The sequence below is a fragment of the Leisingera sp. SA215 genome, assembly GCF_055902035.1.
This window is the reverse complement of sequence record NZ_JBVVXU010000001.1, coordinates 531,276-545,852: the sequence shown is the minus strand read 5'-3', so window position 1 is coordinate 545,852 and position 14,577 is coordinate 531,276. Positions and strand designations below refer to the sequence as shown.

Sequence of the window (14,577 nt, the reverse complement as noted above, 5' to 3'; positions counted from 1 at the left end):
AAGAAAAACCCTTCTGTCCTCAAACTCTTATATGGGTAAGGAGTATGGAATGTGAATCGTTTTAACGCAATTGTGCGCGCAGGGCGGCCCGCCGCACGGCTGCGGCCACGTCTTCTGTGGCCACATGCTGCGGCATATGCCCGATGCCGTCCAGCAGGGTCAGCTGTGCGCTGTTCACATTCCGGGCCAGGCCCCGGGCATGAAGCTCCGGGCTGACCAGGTCGTCAGCACTGCCGTGAAGAACCTCCACAGGAACCGAAATTTCGCCATAGCGCGGCGCCAGTTCGGTCACCTCGTCGAGCAGGTTCGCCCTTTGCCGGGCATTCGCGCGCAGGGACCCGCGCCGCAGCGTCAGGCCGGGGCCGAAATGCGCGGCATAGCCTTCGGGCACGGCTTGCGGGGCAAAGACGTCCTGCAGCGAGCGGGATACCGCAAAACCCGGCAAAAAGGCGGTCAGCAAGGGCACCACCACCGCACTGCCTGCACGCGAGGACGTGACCCGGTAAAGCGGATCCAGCGGTGTGGTCCAGGGGTAGGCGACTCCGGACACTGTCACCAGCGCCGAAACGCTGTCCGGGTAATCCACCGCCCAGGCCAGCGCGACCGCGCCGCCATAGCTTTGCCCCAGCACGATGGGTCTGTCCGCCCCCATCTGTGCCGCGGCCTGGTGCAGCAGGGCGGCCTGCTGCCGGATGCTGGCCCCGCTGCCATTCAGGCGGTCCGAATATCCAAGGCCGGGACGGTCGAAGATCAGAATGCGGAACTTTTCCGCCAGCGCAGGCGCCAGCCGAAAAGTCATGTCGCGGGTGTTGCCGCTGGAGCCGTGGATCAGCACCAGATCCGGCGCGCTGCCTTTGGGGCAGCCCATCTCCACCACGTGCACCCGGTGGCCGTCCACCGTCAGAATTTGCCCCAAAGGCGGGTGGCTTGCGACCGCCGCAGCCTCGCGGCGGCCCGCTTGCCAGACGGTCAGCGCGGCAGCGGCCGTCAGTGCAAGGCCCGCATAAATCAGCACCTTACTGACCGATCTGGTCCATTTCATATGCCGTGGTCTGGTAGATCTCATTGATCCAGTTGCCATAAAGAAGATGCGCGTGGCTGCGCCAGCGGTTTAGCGGCTGCTGGCTGGGGTCATCGTCCGGGTAGTAGTTGCCCGGCACGTTTATCAGGGTGCCATTGGCCACGTCCCGATCGTACTCCTGCTTCAGCGTATCGTTGTCATACTCAAAGTGGTTAAAGATATAGAGCGCCCGGTGCGCCTTGTCCTCAACCAGGCAGGGGCCGACTTCGTCACTGCCCAGCAGCGTCTGCAGCCCCGCTGCCGCGTTGATCTCTTCCTGCTTCATTTCCGTCCAGCGGCTGACCGGGATCACGAAATCGTCCGAGAAACCGCGTAGATAGGGCGAGGCCGGCGCCAGGTTCCGGTGCCGGAAGCAGCCAAACGCCTTGTGATCCAGCATATGCTTCTTCACGCCGTGGAAATGGTTGATCATCGCCATGCCGCCCCAGCAGACCCCAAAGGTGGAATGCACGTTGGTTTGCGTCCAGTCAAACACCTCGCGCATCTCGTCCCAATACGTCACCTCGGGGAAGTCGAGATGCTCAATCGGCGCGCCGGTGATGATCAGACCGTCGAACTTCTCGTGCTTCACTTCCTGGAACGGGCGGTAGAACTCGGCCATATGCGCGGCAGCGGTGTTCTTGGTGCGGTGCTCGCTCATCCGGATCAGGCTGAGCTCAATCTGCAGCGGCGTGGCGCCGATCAGCCTGGCAAACTGATTCTCGGTCTGAATCTTCTTGGGCATCAGGTTCAAAAGCCCGATGCGAAGGGGGCGGATATCCTGACGCGCCGCCTGATCCGGCGACATCACCATCACGCCTTCGTTCGTGAGAACGTCATAGGCGGGGAGGTCTGCGGGAATCTTGATGGGCATGTCAGCGTCCTGATTTGCGGAAGTTTGTGCGAAATAGCGGAATTCGACAGATAGGCGGGTTAGCCGCGGGCCTCAAGAGCGGAGGCGATCAAATCCTCGAAACCGGCCTCATCCTTGACGGCTGAGATCTGGTCGGCGGTGACGGTAACGCCCCAATTGTCCGCCATTGCCTGATAGCGCGGCTGGCGGTGCGCCAGGGCCTGGGCATAGGTCCAGCGGATAAAGGCGTCGGGGTCCACTTGCCCTTCAGCTATGTCATTTTCCTTGAGATACTCTTGCCAGACCCGGTCCAGGAATTCCGGCTGATAAGACATCGGTTTGGGCGCGCGGTCAAAGCGGCGCACCAGCTCGGCGGTATGATCCTCGCTGCCCTTGATCCAGACCATCAGCGTGTGCTTACTGAGTTCGGTCAGAATATTGTCCTCGGGGTCATCAGCATCGACCCATTCGCAGATCGATCCGCCAGTGTCGCAGATGAAGTTCGGATACCCGTAAAGCTGCTGGGCACGGCCTTCGAAATACTGGGTGTCCAGCAGGGCGCGGATCTCGGCGACCCGGAACTGCTCTTGGCGGCGTTTGTATTCCTTGATCGGCAACCCGCCCTTGGCAGTATCGCCGGGCTTGCCGAGGTAAGAGGCAACCGGTGTCAGGTTCTCAAAGGTGATGTTGGAGCCGATGTAGATCGAATCTGTGAGCAGAAGGTCGCGCAGGAACGGCACTTTCATCGCTTCGGCCTTGGCATTGTCGGCGATGTATTCGCCCATGTACCGGGTGCCGATGCGGTAATCGATTGAATAATGGAACCAGCGGCCGGCCCCGCGCAGGATGTTGCTGACATAGGTTTTGCCAAGCCCGGACATGCCAAAGAACAGCACCCGTTTGTTCGGCGCATCGCGCCAGTCCTGCGCAGAAGAGTACAGCATGAGATCCCAAGTCCTTGAAGGTTTCACGCCTTGCTAATCGCCTGCGCGGGCTTGGTCAATTCCGTGCGCGCTTGCGCCGCAAGACGGGTTTGCCGTTCAGGATGATCAGGCCTGCAGCCAGAAGGGCAAAGCCTGCATAGGCTTGCGGCTTCAGCGCTTCCCCCAGGACCAGCGCGCCTAACAGAATGGCCACCGGCGGGATGATCAGGGTAACCAGCATCAGGTTGCCGCTGCCCGCCAGCTCCAGCACCCGGTAATAAAGCAGATAGGCCCCCGCCGTGGCGAGCAGGGCAAAATAGGCGATGGAGGCCCAAGTGCGCATCTCCAGCGCCAGGACAGGCGCACCGTCGATCAGCAGCGCCGCGGGGGCGAGGAACAGGGTGGAGCCGGTCAGCATTCCGGCGGCCGCGACAAGCGGCGGCAGGCCGCTCAGTTTGAAACGCGCCCAGGCGCTGGCAAATGCATATGAGACGGTGCCCGCGAGCACTGCCAGTTGCGCTGTGCTGCGCAGGTCGAAGCGGGCAAGTTGCTCAAGACCGATGGCGGTTGCCACGCCAAGGAACCCAAGCCCCACTCCCAGCGCCTTGCGGGCCGTCAGCCGCTCATCCGCAAAGAGCAGTGCAGCGACGATCACCCCGAAAATTGCCGTTGCCGCATTCAGGATCGAGGTGAGGCCGGTCTCGATGTGCAGCTGCCCCCAGGCCATCAGCCCGAACGGGATCACGTTGTTCAGCAGGCCCATTATCAGGAACGCCCCCCAGATCCGCAATTCCTTGGGGACAGGTATCCGCATGGCCAGTACCACGGCCCAGAGGAACAGTGCCGCCCAGCCGCAGCGGTGCAGCACCAAAGTGAGAACGGGAATTTCATCCAGGGCGATGCGGATCGACAGGAATGAGGCACCCCAGATCAGACCGAGCAGGATCAGCTCGGCCCAGGCGCGGGGGGAGAGTGTTTTTTGCGGGCTCATGCGGTTCAGCTAGCGTGGCTGACTGTCTCAAGCGACCCGTTTCTTGCGGCAAAAGAAAACCCCGCCCGAAAAAACCGGGCGGGGCTGGATCCGGAACTGCGGCAGGATCAGAAGTGGTAGCCTACCTTGAAGCCGACCCCGACCGATGTGTTGTCGCCAAATTGCGATGTGGCAAAGGGCGCCTGGCTGACCACGGTTTGGGCACTGCCGACGCGGGTGATGTTCACACCGCCGGAGATGCTCATGTTGCCTTGCTTGTATTTAGCACCGACCGTCAGACCCAAGCGGCCGTCCTGCGGGCTGAGATTGGACTGGAAACCGCCCAGTGTTTCCTCATAGCTGACCGACACAGAGCCCGACCAGTTTTCATTGAACTTGCGGCCCACACCCAAGGTGTAGGTGTAGCGGTCATCTGCAAAAGACACCAGCGGCCGGCCGATCAGCGTGCCGCTGTAGAAGGTGGGCGAAATGTTGAACTTGGACCATTCCACCCAGCGCACGCCGCCGAACAGCAGCGTGTCCTTGGCAATGCCGGTCTGGAAATCCAGATTCACTGCCTGCGGCGTGTTGATGGCGGTTGTCGAGGTGAACGGGCCAGGCAGGCCGCCGCCGCTTTCTACTGTGCTGACGTCGTGGTCGACTTCCGAGAAGTAGGTCAGCGCAATCCGCAGTGCGATGTCCGGCCGTTCATAGGCGACGCCGGCCAGATAGCCGAAGCCTTCATCGCGGTCACCGCTGGCTGCATAGCCGCCGAACACAGGGATGGAGACTTCGGCCTCCATCGTCTGAAGCCGCACGCCGCCATAAGCGCTGAAGTTCTGGTTGAATTTATAGCGCAGCACCCCGGTTATAGCATTGGAGTTGAGTTCGGCGGTTGCGCCCTGAAACACATAGCCGGTGCCGGCAGGGTATTCCACGTCGGCGCCGAAAGGCTGATCGAAAATCAGCGCAAAACTCAGCTTGTCATTGATGTCGCGCTTGTAGGCAGCACCCAGCTGCAGGTGCGAGCCGACCATGTCGCCGGAGTTTGCGCCAAGCGCCGTGCCAGATACATCCGGGCTTACATGGCCAATCGAAAACTCGGCGTAAGTGCCCTCTTCAAACAATGCGCCAAGAGATTGGCCGGAGCGGTCGACGCCGCCCGCCATGGCAACACCGGGCAGCAGCGCCAGCGCCAAGGGCGCAGCGTGAATCTTCTTCATATGTTCCTCCCTGTACGAAAGCCTTCCCGGCTTCTTGTCACAGGACCGTAACCAGCAGGAATTCGCCAAATCAATGCTAACGGCACGGAAACCTGCCGGAATAGATCAACTCTAAGCGGGTATTGCGGGCCTTTTTGCAACTATGTTGAGATAGTTCGCAATGCAGATGACCACAGCGCCGCTCAGAATCCAGGCATCCAACGCTTCGCCATAGATCACCATGCCAAGGATCGCGATGGCAGGAAGCCGGGCAAAGTCGACCGGCACCACAACGCTGGCCGGCGCCAGCGACAGGGCAGTGGTCAGGCAGAAATGCGCAGTCAATCCGGCAATGCCGATGAGAATCAGCCAGGGCAGGGTGGTGGCGCTGGGCAGGGCCATGTCACCGTCCCAGCCTGCCGCCAGCAGGCCCATCAGCAACTGCATGGAGGTAAGCCAGAACAGAATAGAGGCCGTTTTTTCGTGCCGGGTCAGCCGTTTGGTCAGGATTGCAGTGAGCGCAAAGAAAATCGCGCCGCTGGCGGCCGCAAAGATGCCGAGGTTCAGCGTTTCCGGGCTGGGGCGGGCGACGATCAGAATGCCGGCAAAACCGATTCCCGCAGCAAGCAACCGGCGCTGGGTGAGGGCCTCTCCCAGCAATAACGGCGACAGGATGATCACCCACAGGGGCGAGGTGAACTCTAAGGCGAAGACCTGTGCCAGCGGCACCAGCGTCACCGCCAGAAACCAAAGGTTCTGACCGGTAAAATGGAAAAGGTTGCGCACCGCATGGGCACCCAGCCGGACACTGCTGACCTGATGCCAGCGGCCCGTTATTGTCAGCAGGCTCGCGACAATGACAAACCCGACCAGGCTGCGATAGGCCATGATTTCGAAGGTATCCAGCGTCAAACCGGCCTCGCGCCCTGCGATTGCCATCGCAGAGAATGAAACAATCGTGCCGATCATCCAAACGGCGGCCAGTCCCGCACGTGCTTCGCCTTGTGCCATGCTTGTCCCCTTGCTTAACCCGTGTGAAAAGAGGCGGAAAATCCGCCGAGGTCAAGGGCAACTGGCACCGGACGCGAAGGGTTCTGCGCAGGCCGTGCAAGCGTCCGGACGTGCCGGAACCGGCCGGGCGTTTGGTTTCAGGCTGCGTTGCGGCGCAGGGCCGGAGAATCCAGGGATTTTCCTGAATTTATATAGGTTGACGCCAAGGCTACCGGGTCGAAATTCAACCGGTTTAAAAGGGTGCGGATTTCCTCCGTCAGTGCCTCAGCCACGTCAGAGGCATTGCGGGTGGCGTTCTTCTTGGGCGGCAGTACGGGTTCTGCCTCATGCCCCAGGGCGGCCAGCAACCGGGCGGCGCCTTCCGGCTTGGTGGCCTCTTCCAGCCGGGCTTCGACAAAGTTGACCCGGTCACTGAATTTTAGCGCGTAATAGGCATAGCGCGCCTCCATCTCCAGTGCGTACCACATCGCCCAGCCGATCTGTCCGAGCTGGCGGAACATCTTGGGGTTCACGATGATATTGGCGTAGCTCATGTCCAGATACCATTGCCAGGGAATGGTGATATTCTGAAAATCATTGCGCCCGACATAGCTGGCGCATTGCTTGGCCAGGTCGCGGCGCAGAATGATAACGGTGCTGCGGTCGGCGATGTCGCTGTTGGCCAGCGCCTCGATCAGCCCGCATTTGCCCAGCGTGTGATTGGATTCCGCATAGGGCGCCCTTAGTCCGGCCAGCTTGTTCTGCCAGAAGGCCTGCATCTTGCCGTCCATGCCCAGCATGTTGAACCGCCGCATGTGGCTGATTTCCGGCATCTTGGTGCCGAAGTCCAGAACCCCCAGCGGTTCATGCACCGAATTCACCGACAGGTTGTCGCCCAAAAACTGCGCCAGCCAGGCGGTACCGGTGCGCCCGGCGGACAGGGTAAATATGAAATCGCTTTGCCCCCTGCCGGACACGGCCGCTTTTGCCGGTGTGATTTCCGGCTTCTGGTAGCCGAACTTCCGGATTTCCGCGGCGCAATGTTTGGCCACGATCTCCGCAGCGGCGGGAAAACGGGAGTAGAGCGTTTCCGGATCGGCACCCTCACGCGGGCGCAGCGCACCCTTGGCCCGCAAGCTGGAGAACCGTTCCCACAGCCCCTCGATCCCGAGTGCCGCGACGTCCTCTTCCAGATGTTCGTAGCGCAGGTAGACATCCAGTGCGGCATCCCCCTCCAGCGGGGCGATGCCGCAGTTTTCCATGAGCAGATTGGGGTATTTCTGCACAAATTGGCCAAAGCTGGTTTTTGCGGCAATCGCCTTCTCCCAGAAATAGCGCGAGATGGCGGCATCAAAGGGATCGCGCCAGATCGTGACCTTGGTGTAGCTGTCCCAAATCTCCTGCGGGATCAGGCCTTTGGCCTGTTTTGCCGGGATATGGTTGAAAAACTGCGACTCGGTCTCTGTACCGTCGGGCCAGACCTGCATTTGATGGTTCTGCGCACCGGGATAGCCCAGGTCAGCGCGGGTTTGCTCGTCCTCGCCGGAAATCGGAGTGATGACGCTGCTGTCATCGCAGAAGCTGGACAGGGCAATTTCGAAAGACGTGCCGCCGACCTTCTTGGTCTTGATGAAGATCAGCTTCAACGGGTGGCAAATAATCATTGGGTTCTCCAAACCGGCCGTGTTTGGGGAACTATCTCAAAAACACCTGATGGATTGGTTAACTAAGGCCGCAACAGAAAACCCCGGCCGCTGGGGCCGGGGCGATAGGGTCTGGGTCATTCCCACTCGATTGTGCCAGGAGGCTTCGAGGTGATATCATAGGTGCAACGGTTGATGCCTTTAACCTCATTGATGATCCGGGTGGCGGTCTCCCCCAGGAATTCATGGCTGAATGGGTAATAGTCGGCGGTCATGCCATCGACCGAGGTCACCGCGCGCAGGGCACAGGCATAGTCATATGTCCGCCCATCCCCCATCACGCCAACGGTGCGGACCGGCAGAATCGCGACAAATGCCTGCCAGATATCATCGTACAGACCATGCTTGCGGATCTGGTCGATATAGACCGCATCCGCTTCGCGCAGGATCTCCAGCTTTTCGCGGGTGATCTCGCCGGGGCAGCGGATCGCCAGGCCCGGTCCGGGGAAGGGGTGGCGGCCGATGAACGACTGCGGCAGGCCCAGTTCGCGGCCCAATGCGCGGACTTCGTCCTTGAACAGCTCGCGCAGGGGTTCGACCAGTTTCAGCCCCATCTTCTCCGGCAGGCCGCCGACGTTGTGGTGCGACTTGATGGTGACTGAAGGCCCGCCTGAGAAGGACACCGATTCAATCACATCCGGGTACAGCGTGCCCTGCGCCAGGAACTCGGCGCCGTCGATGGTGTCGGCATGTTTCTGGAACACATCGATGAACAGCTTGCCGATGATCTTGCGTTTGGTTTCCGGGTCGGACTGGCCGTCCAGTTCGCCCAGGAACAGATCGCTCTCGTCCGCGTGGATCAGCTTGATGTTATAATTGTCGCGGAACATTGCGACAACTTCTTCCGCCTCGTTCTTGCGCAACAGCCCGTGGTCGACAAAGACGCAGGTCAGCTGATCGCCGATCGCCTCATGGATCAGGATCGCCGCGACCGAGCTGTCGACACCGCCGGACAAGCCGCAGATCACCTGCTTGTCGCCAACTTGTTCGCGGATTTTCTCGATCATCTGCTCGCGGTAGGCCCCCATGGTCCAGTCGCCGGAGAAACCTGCCAGCTTGACAAAGTTCTCATACAGTTTGGCGCCATTGGGAGTGTGATGCACCTCCGGGTGGAATTGCACCGCATAGAAATTGCGGCTGACATCGGCGGTGATGGCAAAGGGCGCATTGGGGGAAGTGCCGTAGACCTCGAACCCCGGGGCGATCTTGCTCACGTGGTCGCCGTGCGACATCCAGACCTGTTCGCGGTCGCTGTCATTGGCAAACCAGCCTTCCAGCAGCGGCGGTGTCTCCACAGTGGGGGTGACAAAGGCGCGGCCGAATTCGGCGGTGCCATGGCCGCTTACGACGGAGCCGCCCAGCTGGTGCATCATGACCTGCTGGCCATAGCAGATGCCCAGGATCGGCACGCCATAGTCGAAAATCTCCTGCGGCGCACGCGGGCTGCCCTCGCGGGTCACGCTGTCCGGCCCGCCAGAGAAGATCACCGCTTTGGGCGCCAGCTCGCGCACAAACTCCATCGTGACTTTCTGATAAGGGTGGATTTCGCAATAGACGTTCAGCTCGCGCAGGCGGCGAGCAATCAGCTGCGTGACCTGGCTGCCAAAGTCGATGATGAGAAGGCGGTCATGGGATGTCTCTGTCATGCACGCGCCATAGGGCAGGAACAGGATTTCCGCAAGAGGGTTTGAGCTTGCGCCCGCCTGCAGGCCTGATTTTCACGGCAGAACGGTCCTGAACCCGGTAAAGGTATGCAAAAGTTCACAGCCGCGGTGGAAAATGCCCTGCCAATGTCGCTTTTCAACTTGAATGGCCGCAATCCTGCGGCGGCGCGGTGTGAGGGGGCTATAATACCCATCGCAATGAAATGCCTGTGGTGAGGATAAACCATGACAGAAGCAGCACCGCGCCGTCGCGCACGGGGTGGCGGCGGCGCCGCCCGCCGCGCCGAACGCACCAGCGTCAAGATCGAGACCGCGAAGTACATCGAGCGCAACATTCCGAACTTCGAGATCCTGAACCAAGAAGCGCTGGAGATCATCGAATACAACGCCGACACGATCCTGGAAGAGGTCGGTGTCAACTTCGTTGACAATCCGGCGGCGCTGCAGCGCTGGCGCGAAGCCGGTGCAGATGTCAACGGAGAGCGCGTGCGCATCCCCCGCGGCCTGGCCCGCAAACTGTGCGAAACCGCTCCGTCCGAGTTTACCCAGCACGCCCGCAACCCGGAGAAATCCGTTGTCGTCGGCGGCCGCAACATGGTGCTGGCACCCGTCTACGGCCCGCCCTTCGTGCGTGACCGCAACGGCGGCCGCCGCTATGCAACCATGGACGACTTCAATAAATTCGTGAAGCTCGCCTATATGTCCAAGTGGCTGCACCACTCCGGCGGCACCGTCTGCGAGCCGACCGACATCCCCGTGAACAAGCGCCATCTGGACATGCTGATGGCCCACATGACTCTCAGCGACAAGCCGTTCATGGGATCGGTCACCGAACCCAGCCGGGCTCAGGACTCGGTCGACATGGCCGGCATCCTGTTCGGCCAGGAGTTCGTGCAGAACAACACCGTGATGACCTCGCTGACCAACATCAACTCGCCGATGACCTTCGACGATGTGATGATGGGCTCGCTGGAAGTCTATGCTCAGAACATGCAGGCCTGCATCATCTCGCCGTTCATCGTCGGCGGCGCCATGGCGCCGGTTTCGGTTGCAGGCACCCTGACGCAGGTTCTGGCCGAAGTTCTGGCCGGCATCGCCTACAGCCAGCTGTGCCGCGCCGGCGCGCCGGCGATCTTCGGCGCCTTCGTGTCCTCGATCGACATGAACTCCGGCGCGCCGACCTTCGGCACCCCCGAGGCGTCTCTGGTCACCTATGGCGCAGGCCAGCTGGCCCGCCGCCTGGGCGTGCCGTTCCGTTCGGCCGGGTCGTTCTGCGGCTCCAAACTGCCCGACGCGCAGGCCGCTTATGAAACCGCCAACTCGCTCAACATGGGCCTGATGTCCGGCGTCAACTTCATGCTGCACTCCTGCGGCTGGCTCGAAGGCGGCCTGGTTGCCGATTTCGAGAAGTTCGTGATGGACGCCGACCAGCTGGGCGTGCTGCACGGCCTTGCCAAGGGCATCTCGGTCGACGAAAACGGCCAGGCGATGGAAGCCATCCGCGAGGTTGGCCCCGGCGGCCACTACCTGGGTTGCGCCCACACACAAGCGAACTTCAAATCCGCCTTCTGGAAGTCCGAGCTGCTGGACTACAAGCCGTTTGAGACCTGGGAAGAAGAAGGCGCGCGCGATACCTATGCGCTGGCGACCAACCGTGTCGAGAAACTGCTGGCCACTTACGAGCAGCCGGCCATGGATCCGGCCATCAAGCAGGCGCTTGAGGAATACGTGGCCGAGAAAAAGGCCTCGATGCCCGACGCGTTCATGTAATCGCAAAGCTCTAGCTCTAGCTCAGGGGCAGGGGGCAGCAGCCTCTGCTGCAGCAGAACGGCGGTCCTGAAGGGCCGCCGTTTCCGTTCTCGGAGGGGCGGCAGTATTGCGCAGGAAGGCGGATTCGCCTGCCAGCGCAATCAGCACATCAACATGCCGGATCAGCGAATATCCCGCTTCACCCGCCTTGCGTGCGGTGTCCTGCGTGCTTTCCAGCTCCAAGAGCTGCATTACGGCAGCGGCCGGTTTGGGCAGGGTCCCGTACCCCAGAATCCGGTGCAGATCCCGCTGCCGGCAATAGGTCTGTGCCCCTAGCCGGGCAGCACGTGCCAAAACCCGGGGGCGCCGCAGCAGCGTCAGGCGGGTGTATACGTCCTGCATGGTCCTCTCCTTTCAAATCTCTGTACCGGACGTTCTATAACACAACCTATTGTGGTGTTGCGGGGAGAGGGCTACCGGCGAACGGTGTGTTTTGTGATGATTATGGTTTCTTTGGAAGCAATGGGGCCTGATCCGCGCATTTGTTCAACTACAGTCAGGCGTACGTGGAAAAGCTTCAGGCGCTATTGATCGCGGCTGGCAGGCTGGCCTGGCTAACGACCGGGGCTTGATATATGCAAAACACACCGCGCACTTCTCTGCCTGGCTGGGTGCCGCTTGAGACATGCCGTTACCTTCTGCACACAGAAGCAGGCCGCCCGATCCGGCAGTTGGCCCGCAAGGCGGGGTGCCATCCCTCGACCATTTTGCGGCAGGTCAGGCGGGTGGAGACCTTGCGGGACGATCCGCTGATCGATGAAGTTCTGACATACCTGGCCGGGTGTTACCAATCTGCCTCCGGAAAAAGCTGCAACGCTGGCACTGGCCCGGACAAACCTGCTGGACGTGCATTGACCGCCGGGTTTGAACAGGAGGCGGCCAGTGTTCTGACCCTGCTCAGCCGCGGCGGTGCGGTTTTGGCTGCAGCCGAGGGCATGGAAATGGCAGTGGTCGTGCGCGAAGGTGCCGAGGCGGACGGGCAGAAAGTTGCGGTCTCCCGTCCCCTTGCCGGTGCGTTGGCCTTGTCCGGCTGGATTTCCTGTGCCCGCCGGGGCCGGATCAGCCGCTATACCATCACACCTGCCGGGCGCAGTGCGTTGAACCGGATCATTGCCGATCAGGAAAACCGGGCGCGGGCCCGTCTGGAGGGCGGCTTTGCCGAGGCCCAGACGCCGTTTCTGGCACCCGCAGACAGCGATAATTCCGGCTATGGCCGCAAGACGCGCTACAGCGGTTCGGAAACGCCGCTGGAGATGCTGGCCCGGCTGTCCGACAAGGACGGGAATTCCTTTTTGACCCCGGGCATGATCAGCGCCGGCAAGCGCCTGCGGGAAGATTTCGAGCTGGCCCAGATCAGCAGCCATCTGATGCAAGAGAAGCTGTATTTCAGCCAAGGCAGCCAAGGCAGCCAAGCGCTGCGCAGCAGCAGCCTGGAGGCCGGTGCCGCTGCCCGCAAACGCATGACCGAGGCGCTGCAGGCGCTGGGCATGGGGCTGAGCGATATCGCATTGCGCTGCTGCTGCCATCTGGAAGGGCTGGAAACAGCGGAGCGCAATCTGGGCTGGCCGGCCCGGTCTGGCAAAGTTGTTCTGCGCATCGCCCTTCAGCATCTGACGGACTATTACGGAGAGGCCAGTGCGCAGGAGTCTGAGATGATCGGCTGACCGACGGCAAAACCTCAAAACGAAAACGGGCCCGCGCTTGGCGGACCCGTAGATTTCGCAGAAGCGGCGGCGCCTTAGGCGGCGACTTCAGCCTTGGCTTCTTTCAGGTGCTTCAGCACGGTTTCCGGGGAGGACACGCCATAGGGGTCTTCGCCGTGGTTGTCGGACAGGCCCGGCTCTTCGAACCATGCTTCAACAACACCATCGTTGATGATGGCGGCATAACGCCAGGAGCGGTTGCCAAAGCCCAGGTTGTCCTTGGCGACCAGCATGCCCATCTTGCGGGTGAACTCGCCGGAGCCGTCCGGGATTACGCCGACGTTTTTCAGGTTCTGCGCTTCGGCCCATTTGTTCATCACAAAGCTGTCGTTTACCGACATGCAGTAGATCGCATCGATGCCTTCGGCCTGGAAATCGGCAAAGCCGTTTTCAAAGCCCGGCAACTGGTAGGTGGAGCAGGTCGGAGTGAAGGCGCCGGGCAGCGAGAACAGCACAACACGCTTGCCTGCAAAGTAGTCAGCGGTGGTTTTGTCTTCCCAGCGGAAGGGGTTCGGGCCTTCGACCGCTTCGTCACGGACGCGGGTGTGGAAGGTCACGTCGGGCAGCTTAACGCCAGCTTTCATTTCGGATGCTCCTGAAGGTGGGTGTTCGTTCGGCGGGCAGACTTAAAATGATTCTAAGCCGGTATCAATAAGGCCATGAGCAAGATATGAAGGTTCCGGACAAGACGCCGCAGTTGTACGATCCGGAAGCCGAATGGCGGCAAACCGGGTGCGGGTTTCGCGACCTTCGGAAGAAAGTCTGCCGGTCAGACTGCCGCCTTCTTGATTGTCACCCTGGTGCCGCGCAATTTACGCTCGGCTGCCGTGGTGATGTCATTGAATTTCTTCAATGTGGCCAGAAGCTTCTTCTTGTCCTTGGAATCGTTGATTTTGCCGGGAAACTTCTTTTTCACCGTCTGGTACTGGTCGTTGATTTTCTTCAGATCCTTGTACTTTGCCTCCGCCGCCTTCAGATCTGGCGCTGCTGCCTTCAGGTCCTGCCCGGATTTTTCGATCGCCGACACGCAATGCGCATTGATCGCCTTTGCCAGCACCCCGACCCGGTTGGTGTATTTCTTCAGTTTCCGGTCCACCAGCAGCTGCGGCAGCTCGGTGGCATCCAGATTCTTATCCTGGGACTCATCGCTTTCCTTCAGAATTCTGGCCACGGTTTTCTGGAAATTCGCAGCATAGAATTTCTGTGCTGCGTTCAGCTTGCCCTCATACTGCGCCGCTTTCTTCACTTCGGCGGTTTCCTTGGCCAGCTTGTCTTGCAGCGCCTCGATATCCTTTTTTGAGGCAGACGTTTTGGATCGCTTTTTCAGATCCTTGCCGATGTCCGCCAGCAGTTTGTCCATCTTGGCCAGATGCGCCTTGGCATTGCTGCAAAAGCCCAGCATCGCATCAAGCTCTTTCTGATGAATATCCACCGCCTTGTTCCAGGTGGTCAGCCCGTCCTTGAAGTTCTTGTTCTTTTGAAGGTCCGCCAGTTTCTTGGACACAACACCGTCCTTGCGCGCCTTGGCCAGGCTTTCCCGGAAGTAATCTTCGCCCTCCCAGGCGTTGCCCAACGAAATCCCGACCCGTTTTTTGAGCTTGCCGCCCTCGTCTGCGGTGTATGTCTTGGTGCCTGCTGCCAGTTTCTTATGCTCTGCTTTGAATTTCTCCAGCTCCTTGGCCATGGGCTCCTCCCTGAAC

At 60.6% G+C, this 14,577-nt stretch carries 13 protein-coding genes; 2 read left to right on the top strand and 11 right to left on the bottom strand.

Going from position 1 to position 14,577, the window contains the following annotated elements:
* Nucleotides 1–61 precede the first annotated feature (61 nt).
* The 8 genes from AC0KW6_RS02570 to guaA form a co-directional block, all read right to left on the bottom strand.
* A complete protein-coding gene (locus AC0KW6_RS02570; RefSeq protein ID WP_323780588.1) occupies nucleotides 62–1,042 on the bottom strand; it encodes an alpha/beta fold hydrolase in 981 nt (326 codons plus the stop codon).
* Nucleotides 1,017–1,934, bottom strand: coding sequence for a homoserine O-acetyltransferase MetA (metA, locus tag AC0KW6_RS02565; protein ID WP_323780591.1), 918 nt, complete (start codon nucleotides 1,932–1,934; stop codon nucleotides 1,017–1,019). Before metA ends, AC0KW6_RS02570 begins: the two co-directional genes overlap by 26 nt.
* Before the next feature lie 59 nt (nucleotides 1,935–1,993).
* Nucleotides 1,994–2,857: an ATPase gene (locus AC0KW6_RS02560; protein WP_474033995.1), complete on the bottom strand. Its 864-nt coding sequence runs from the start codon at nucleotides 2,855–2,857 to the stop codon at nucleotides 1,994–1,996.
* Between the two features lie 55 nt (nucleotides 2,858–2,912).
* Nucleotides 2,913–3,827, bottom strand: coding sequence for a DMT family transporter (locus AC0KW6_RS02555; protein WP_323784440.1), 915 nt, complete (start codon nucleotides 3,825–3,827; stop codon nucleotides 2,913–2,915).
* Nucleotides 3,828–3,934: 107 nt separating this feature from the next.
* On the bottom strand, nucleotides 3,935–5,029 hold the full coding sequence (locus AC0KW6_RS02550) for an OmpP1/FadL family transporter (RefSeq protein ID WP_474033994.1): 1,095 nt from the start codon (nucleotides 5,027–5,029) through the stop codon (nucleotides 3,935–3,937).
* Between the two features lie 111 nt (nucleotides 5,030–5,140).
* Complete coding sequence (locus AC0KW6_RS02545; protein ID WP_474033993.1) at nucleotides 5,141–6,019, bottom strand: DMT family transporter; 879 nt, start codon at nucleotides 6,017–6,019, stop codon at nucleotides 5,141–5,143.
* A gap of 137 nt (nucleotides 6,020–6,156) precedes the next feature.
* Entirely contained in the window at nucleotides 6,157–7,662 is a 1,506-nt protein-coding gene (locus tag AC0KW6_RS02540; protein WP_474033991.1) for a hypothetical protein, read from the bottom strand.
* A 116-nt stretch (nucleotides 7,663–7,778) separates the two neighbouring features.
* Entirely contained in the window at nucleotides 7,779–9,347 is a 1,569-nt protein-coding gene (guaA, locus tag AC0KW6_RS02535; RefSeq protein WP_323775656.1) for a glutamine-hydrolyzing GMP synthase, read from the bottom strand.
* Nucleotides 9,348–9,590: 243 nt separating this feature from the next.
* Here guaA and AC0KW6_RS02530 point away from each other — a divergent pair, with 243 nt between their 5' ends.
* Nucleotides 9,591–11,135, top strand: a complete 1,545-nt coding sequence (locus AC0KW6_RS02530) for a trimethylamine methyltransferase family protein (RefSeq protein ID WP_474033989.1) — start codon at nucleotides 9,591–9,593, stop codon at nucleotides 11,133–11,135.
* A gap of 21 nt (nucleotides 11,136–11,156) precedes the next feature.
* Here the strand turns inward: AC0KW6_RS02530 and AC0KW6_RS02525 are convergent, their stop codons facing one another.
* Nucleotides 11,157–11,516 (bottom strand): DUF6477 family protein, encoded by a 360-nt coding sequence (locus tag AC0KW6_RS02525; protein ID WP_323775654.1) that lies wholly within the window; start codon nucleotides 11,514–11,516, stop codon nucleotides 11,157–11,159.
* A 269-nt stretch (nucleotides 11,517–11,785) separates the two neighbouring features.
* Here AC0KW6_RS02525 and AC0KW6_RS02520 point away from each other — a divergent pair, with 269 nt between their 5' ends.
* Entirely contained in the window at nucleotides 11,786–12,838 is a 1,053-nt protein-coding gene (locus AC0KW6_RS02520) for a DUF6456 domain-containing protein (protein ID WP_323775653.1), read from the top strand.
* A gap of 74 nt (nucleotides 12,839–12,912) precedes the next feature.
* On the opposite strand, the gene AC0KW6_RS02515 is transcribed toward AC0KW6_RS02520, so the two are convergent.
* Together AC0KW6_RS02515 and AC0KW6_RS02510 are read right to left on the bottom strand one after the other, a co-directional pair.
* The gene (locus AC0KW6_RS02515; protein ID WP_323775652.1) at nucleotides 12,913–13,461 is read right to left on the bottom strand and encodes a peroxiredoxin; all 549 of its coding nucleotides are present in this window, start codon (nucleotides 13,459–13,461) and stop codon (nucleotides 12,913–12,915) included.
* Nucleotides 13,462–13,646: 185 nt separating this feature from the next.
* Nucleotides 13,647–14,561 (bottom strand): hypothetical protein, encoded by a 915-nt coding sequence (locus tag AC0KW6_RS02510; RefSeq protein ID WP_323775651.1) that lies wholly within the window; start codon nucleotides 14,559–14,561, stop codon nucleotides 13,647–13,649.
* Nucleotides 14,562–14,577: the final 16 nt, after the last annotated feature.